Raw genomic sequence first — 6,289 nt, 5'->3', positions numbered from 1 at the left:
GCCTCAACATATGCCTCTTTCCCCTTCAGCAATCTATTAACTTTACTCAGGGGCTTAAATCCATCCGGTATAGTCTGTAAGTGCTGGATTAATTTTTCGATAATTGATTTTTTAACGCCAGTCTCAGGAGACGTTTTAAAATCTACGGGATCAGTGGTTTTTCTAAGAGTTTTCCAAGCCAATTCTACTTCCTGATACTTATAAGGTAGTGGCTTTTGTTTAACTTCATCCAATCTAGACTGAAGATTAGACCAATATGCTTTTTCCAATTTGTCCGTCTCAGCTTCACTGATATCACCTCTGGAATACAGTTGTTTCAAATAGATCTCTCTTGGATTCGGATGTTTAGCAATGATATCATACATCTGTGGCTGGGTAAATTTAGGATCGTCGCCCTCATTATGCCCGTGTTTTCTATAACAAACCATGTCAATAAATACATCATTATTGAATAACTGTCTGTATTCTGTAGCTAGTTCAACAGCAAAATCACAGCTTCCGGATCATCCCCATTGACATGAAAGACAGGGGCTTGAACTAAGGAAGCCGAATAGTAATAAGTGGAAGATCTTCCATCTTCAAAGTCTGTGGTAAAACCAATTTGATTGTTAATCACAAAGTGCATCGTACCACCAGTGTAATAACCATTTAACTGGCTCATTTGAACGACCTCATATACAACTCCTTGTCCTACTACCGCAGCATCTCCATGGATGAGGATAGGCAGAATCTTATCATAATCACTGTCGTACATGATATCCGCTTTCGCTCTTGCGAAGCCTTCTACAACAGGATTGACTGCTTCAAGGTGTGATGGATTCGGAACCAACTTGAGATAAACTTTCTTATCATCAGGAGTGGTGACCTGACTGGAAAAGCCAAGATGGTATTTCACATCACCATCACCGAAACTTTGATCAGGAACTGCTGTACCTTCAAATTCCGAAAATATTTGTTCGTATGTTTTGCCCATTATGTTTGCAAGGACATTTAACCTTCCTCTATGAGCCATACCTATGACCACTTCTTCTACTCCACTGTTAGCGCCGATTGTAATCATCGCATCCAATGCAGCAATCGTGGTTTCACCACCTTCGAGTGAAAATCTTTTTTGTCCGACATATTTGGTATGCAGAAATTCTTCAAACATGACAGCTCCGTTCAATTTCTCAAGTATTCTGATCTTACTTTCATGATTGATACCAAAGTCATCCAGATGGGTTCGGTTTTCAATTTTATCTTGAAGCCAATTGCGTTTTTCCCAATTTTCGATGTGTGCAAATTCGAAACCAATATGCCCGCAGTAAATACTCTTGAGGTGATTAATAATCTCAGCAAGGGTTGCATTATTAAGCCCAATTGCATTACCTGCCATGAAAGACTGTCCCATATCAGATTCGCTCAGATCATAGTCATTAAGATCCAAGTGTGGAGCGCGATTTTTGCGATTTCTTATTGGATTGGTGGTCGACAATAAATGACCTCTTTGTCTAAACGCATTAATAAGGTTGCTTACGCCGATCTCTTTTTTGTTACATTTCCTGAATCTGAAGTCTGATTATCAGGATTATAGGATACACCATCAAATTTAACAGAATAATCAAATCCTGCAAAGAATGATTTCCACTCTTTGTCTACTGATTCCGGATCTTTAAGATAGTCTTTGTATAATGACTCAATCACGCTGGGATGGGCATTGGAAATAAAAGAAAAATCTGCCATGGTTAATTGTCGAAATTGTATTAATAAAATTGTTGAGTTTATTTTTCAAAAATGGATGCAAATATCGTTATAATTAATGATATCATTAGACATATTTGAAACAATTATCTTAAAAAGGTGTACTAATTATTAAATTATTAGATACCTCTAAATTTTAAATTATATCTGCCTAAAATTTATCCTACTGTTAATGATTTTGATTTCAAACGCTCCAATCTTATTAAACATTTTCGTTTTGAATGATACATATTTGCAAATAAGACCTTTGTGAGGTTATCCATTTTTTATAAAATCCCATTTAATAAGAAAACCAAAAGACACTATTGCAACTTTTCATTTATTTTTTGGGATAAAAGATTGTTAATGAATAGCATACTAATAGAAAATCATATATAGTTTAATAATTATTTCAGAATTATAGTATTATTTATAATCATTCTAAACTAAAATAGTATTTTTGTGCATGATTTCACTGCATAGCCAATTAATTAAAATCCAAGTTATTACTTGCCTATCTTTTAGTCAATGTCTCACTTAACATTCCAACTTTTATTAACGAAAAATTTTAAAATATAATATCATGATAAAAAGGTCTTTATTTCTTTTATTGTTATTTCCAGCAATATCAAGATTAAATGCTCAAATATTTGACGAAGTATCCCCTGGGAGCTCAATATAGCCAACAAGCCTATTATAATCTTTCTACAGGGGCAGTCACCGCAGCGCAAAAATGACGAATGGGATATCGCTTTTTCAAATATCGGACAGACAGATGCGGGGGTATTTATCAATGAATCAGCATCTTTGTCAGGTACTGCCATTTCTTTATTTATAGCACCTACTAATGATTGGAGCAAAAATATCACCGATACCTCCCCGTTTGTTGATTCAGTTAAAATATACAATGCAGAACTCAACTGGACTGATGGTGCCTTCAATACTGTCAAAGATCCTAACGATCCTTTTGATTACGGTTGGGGATCCTACAGTGTTCAAAGCCATCAGGTAGAGGGTACTAAAATATATGTTATACAAAAAAGAGCAGGCGACTTTATCAAAATGCAGATCACCGCACTTAAAAATGGTTATTATCACTTCAGATATGCAGATCTAGATGGAACAGATGAGGTGGTAGATTCAGTAGCAAAATCTACCAACGGCGTTAATTCCATCGTTCATTATTCTTTCGAATCGAATGATATCGTAAGTATAGCCAACGATTACGACCTTGTATTTCAAAGATATTTCTCACCACTGGATGCAGGAGGCGGAGTGCTACAGAGTATGCAGTGACAGGAATTCTTTTAGCTCCGGGCACCCAGGCTGCTGTGGCTGATGGTGTAGACTTATCGACCGTGAAAGAGTCTGATTATGCAGATAAGTATTCTTCATTACCTACCACCTTGGGACATGATTGGAAGGCATTCGATTTCACATTAGGATGGATCATAGATGAAGACAGGGCAAATTTTGTTAAAACAAAAAATGGTGAAGTTTATAAGCTTGTTTTTGTTGATTTCGAAGGTTCAGGAACAGGCACCACTGCTGTAGAAAGAACGCTATTGAAGACAGCTGCTACAGAAGAAATTAAAGTTGCCAATGAGACAATAAGCATCTATCCTAATCCTGTAAAAGATGCAATTACTTTTAAAAGCGAAAAGAGTTCAAATTTAGAGGTAAATATTTTAATAGTCTTGGAAAGAATATTTTGAAAACGAATACCTATTCCAACGCTAGTATTTTATTACCTGAGAATATTACAAATGGCATCTATCATATGGAAGTAAAGAATAAAAAATCAAACTACGACACATTCATTTATTGTTCTTAAATAATAATTGTATTGAATACTAGGGCAGTCTTTACGGACTGCCTGTTTTTATTTCATAGGAAATAATTAAAAACAAAATGTTTAAAATTTATTTGTGTATTGCGACCTTATTTATGGCTCTTGACAGCCAATGCCAAAGAGATACATTAAAATATATCGACAGTATTGAAATGGCAATCCAACTCGGTGAATACGTTCACACCGCGCAATACAAGCCTACACACATTAAAAAAGCATTGCACCCGATTGAGATCATCACTGCTGAAGTTCTTGAGAAAAGAGGTGTCACAAAACTTGATGAAGCCCTGTTGCTCGTGCCTTCTGTAAGATTTAATTATGATCCGATATTGGGCACACAATTAAAATTAAGAGGTATCTCCTCAAGTAATGTTGCTATTTTAATAGATGGTATTCCTGTCATTGGAAGACTCGATGGTGCAATAGATATTTCGCAGATTTCTTTGAATAATGTTAAACAAATTGAGGTCATAGAAGGACCACTTTCCACGATCTACGGCAATAATGCTGCAGGTGGAGTCATCAACATTATAACCAATCAAAATCAAAGAAAACGCTGGAACCTTAATGCTAGCAGCCAATTGGAGTCCATCGGAACGCAAAATCATCTGATGGATATTGGATTCCAAAGCAAAAGATGGTATGTCAATTCGCGGGGAAGATTTAATGAGTATTCCAAATATGGAATCGATAGTTTGCGGACAACTGAAAAGTTTAGTAATGCTGACGGTACGACCTTCACCAGGAATAAATATCCATGGAATCCTAAAACTCAAATTGGAGGGGGTACAACTATAAAATACAATCTGGATCTTGAAAATTCTATCGCAGTTAAATATGATTTCAATGATGAGGAAGTTCGTGATTATGGCTCGATCAAACGACCTCAATTCAAACCCTACGCCAATGATGAGTTCTTTCTAACCCGTAGAGAAGATATTTCCATAGTATATGATGGCCATCTTTTTAATAAGTTGTATGTCGAGTTCACCTCAGCATATAATCAATTTGACCGCAAGGTTAATAACAAAAGATATGATTTCGAACCTATGCGCTACGACCCAGAAAAGACCATATCTGATACAACGATCTTCAGAACATTTTTTAACAGACTCAATTTTTCAACCAGAATCAATCCTAGTCTGGAACTAATAGCAGGCTTGAATTACACTCATGATGTCGGTATGGGAGACCGGATCAAGGCTGAAAATGAAGGCATGGAGGAAGCGACGATCAGTGAAGTAGCGGTATATGCAGACGCACGTTACACATTGTTAAAAGGAATGACGATCTCTTATTCTGGAAGGTGGTTGTCTCAAAATGTATTTGGTAATAACTATGCATCTGCCTTAAAAGCAAAGTATGATATAGGCGATGATATTTCATTGAGGGCTTCCTATGCACAAGGATACAGAAGTCCTGATCTAAAGGAATTATTCATAGAATTTATCGATATCAATCATTACATCATAGGCAATAAAGACCTTCAACCTGAGCGATCGAATGATTTTCAATTGACCGCGCAATATGACCCTTGCAGTTGGGTGGATGCAAAGCTGAATGTTTATAAGACATTTATCAAAGACAAAATCTCCCTGGTGCAATATGGAAACCAGAAGTATAACTACCAAAATGTGGATAGATATGATGTTTATGGCGCACAGCTTGACTTGGGTGGGAGTTGGTCGGCTTTGAACTGGAACCTAGCCAGTAGCCTTGGTTATTGGAATACTAATATAAATATTGAGGGTACATCAGAGCAAGGCAGAATCGTTGATTTTTCCGCCAACCTAAATTATCAGATTCCAAAAATCAAAATTGGCACAAGCCTTAATTATCGGTTAGTTGGTACGCAACCTTTATATACATTTGAAAATGAAGAGGTTATGATATCTACAATTTCATCGACTGACTTTCTAGATGTTTCATTAAATCGCTCTTTTTGGAAAAACCGAATACAAATAGTCACCGGATGTAAAAATATAATGAATACAACGCAAACTGCCATTACCGGTGCTGCCGGAGGCGGATTGCACGGAACTTCCGGTTCGCAATTGATCAATCAGGGAAGGAGTTATTTTGTGAGATTGGGGGTGAAGTTTTAATTGTTATTTATTATTTTTTAATTATTATTTTTTTGTGCTAATTAGGTTATAATATTGAAGCAAGAATAAGGGTTTTAAAACCATCTTTTCATTGTAATGTAATATTGCAATATTACGACGAACCAATGACACCAACCCTATAACCTCGATCAAACCTAATTATCATAAATTTAAAAAATATACCACTTTATCATCTCCATCAATTTCAAATCTCAACTATTTCCTATATTTATCGATGAATTCAAACGATCTGGAAAGGGCTAAGAAGTACTGTGCTTATCAAGAGCGCTGTCATTCCGATGTGAGGTCAAGACTGCTGGAATGGAAGATCTACGGAGATGACCTGGAGGAGATAATCGTGGCATTAATTGAAGAAAACTATCTGAATGAGGAGCGATTTGCTAAAGCATATGTTTCTGGCAAATTCAACATGAACCATTGGGGCAAAATAAAATTAAACAAGCATTAAAGTCTAAACATATTTCTGACTATTGCATAAAGAAAGGACTTGAAGTAATACAAGACGAAGATTATATCAGTGCTATCAAACAAATTTTGGATAAGCGAAGTCGCGAGAAAAAGACCCATTCTCCCTTTCAACTCAGTCAATATC

Annotated in this window: 7 protein-coding genes; 4 read left to right on the top strand and 3 right to left on the bottom strand. The window is 36.1% G+C overall.

Annotated elements, in window-relative coordinates:
* The 3 genes from IPI15_RS16435 to IPI15_RS16425 form a co-directional block, all read right to left on the bottom strand.
* On the bottom strand, positions 1-428 hold a 428-nt coding region (locus IPI15_RS16435), incomplete at its 3' end, for a thiamine pyrophosphate-dependent enzyme (protein ID WP_287421280.1).
* Positions 429-472: 44 nt separating this feature from the next.
* Positions 473-1,474, bottom strand: a complete 1,002-nt coding sequence (locus IPI15_RS16430) for a thiamine pyrophosphate-dependent enzyme (RefSeq protein WP_287421278.1) — start codon at positions 1,472-1,474, stop codon at positions 473-475.
* A 38-nt stretch (positions 1,475-1,512) separates the two neighbouring features.
* Entirely contained in the window at positions 1,513-1,722 is a 210-nt protein-coding gene (locus IPI15_RS16425) for a 2-oxoglutarate dehydrogenase E1 subunit family protein (RefSeq protein ID WP_287421276.1), read from the bottom strand.
* 804 nt (positions 1,723-2,526) lie between these two features.
* Here IPI15_RS16425 and IPI15_RS16420 point away from each other — a divergent pair.
* The 4 genes from IPI15_RS16420 (at position 2,527) to IPI15_RS16405 (ending at position 6,145) form a co-directional block, all read left to right on the top strand.
* Positions 2,527-3,015, top strand: coding sequence for a hypothetical protein (locus IPI15_RS16420; protein ID WP_287421274.1), 489 nt, complete (start codon positions 2,527-2,529; stop codon positions 3,013-3,015).
* Entirely contained in the window at positions 3,012-3,434 is a 423-nt protein-coding gene (locus IPI15_RS16415) for a hypothetical protein (protein ID WP_287421272.1), read from the top strand. Before IPI15_RS16420 ends, IPI15_RS16415 begins: the two co-directional genes overlap by 4 nt.
* Positions 3,435-3,630: 196 nt before the next feature.
* Positions 3,631-5,676 carry a TonB-dependent receptor plug domain-containing protein gene (locus IPI15_RS16410; protein ID WP_287421270.1) on the top strand — a complete coding sequence of 682 codons (2,046 nt, stop codon included), beginning with the start codon at positions 3,631-3,633 and terminating at the stop codon, positions 5,674-5,676.
* 235 nt (positions 5,677-5,911) lie between these two features.
* Positions 5,912-6,145, top strand: a complete 234-nt coding sequence (locus tag IPI15_RS16405) for a regulatory protein RecX (RefSeq protein ID WP_287421268.1) — start codon at positions 5,912-5,914, stop codon at positions 6,143-6,145.
* Positions 6,146-6,289 lie beyond the last annotated feature (144 nt).

The sequence above is a fragment of the Candidatus Brachybacter algidus genome, assembly GCF_016707225.1.
Taxonomy (GTDB): domain Bacteria; phylum Bacteroidota; class Bacteroidia; order Chitinophagales; family Saprospiraceae; genus Parvibacillus; species Parvibacillus algidus.
Note: the sequence above shows the minus strand (reverse complement) of the source record. Positions and strands in the feature narration are given on the sequence as shown.

Bases quoted from the DNA above. Each gene is read 5' to 3' on its own strand.
- IPI15_RS16425 (WP_287421276.1), bottom strand. From the start codon at position 1,722: ATGGCAGATTTTTCTTTTATTTCCAATGCCCATCCCAGCGTGATTGAG.
- IPI15_RS16410 (WP_287421270.1), top strand. From the start codon at position 3,631: ATGTTTAAAATTTATTTGTGTATTGCGACCTTATTTATGGCTCTTGAC.
- IPI15_RS16405 (WP_287421268.1), top strand. From the start codon at position 5,912: ATGAATTCAAACGATCTGGAAAGGGCTAAGAAGTACTGTGCTTATCAA.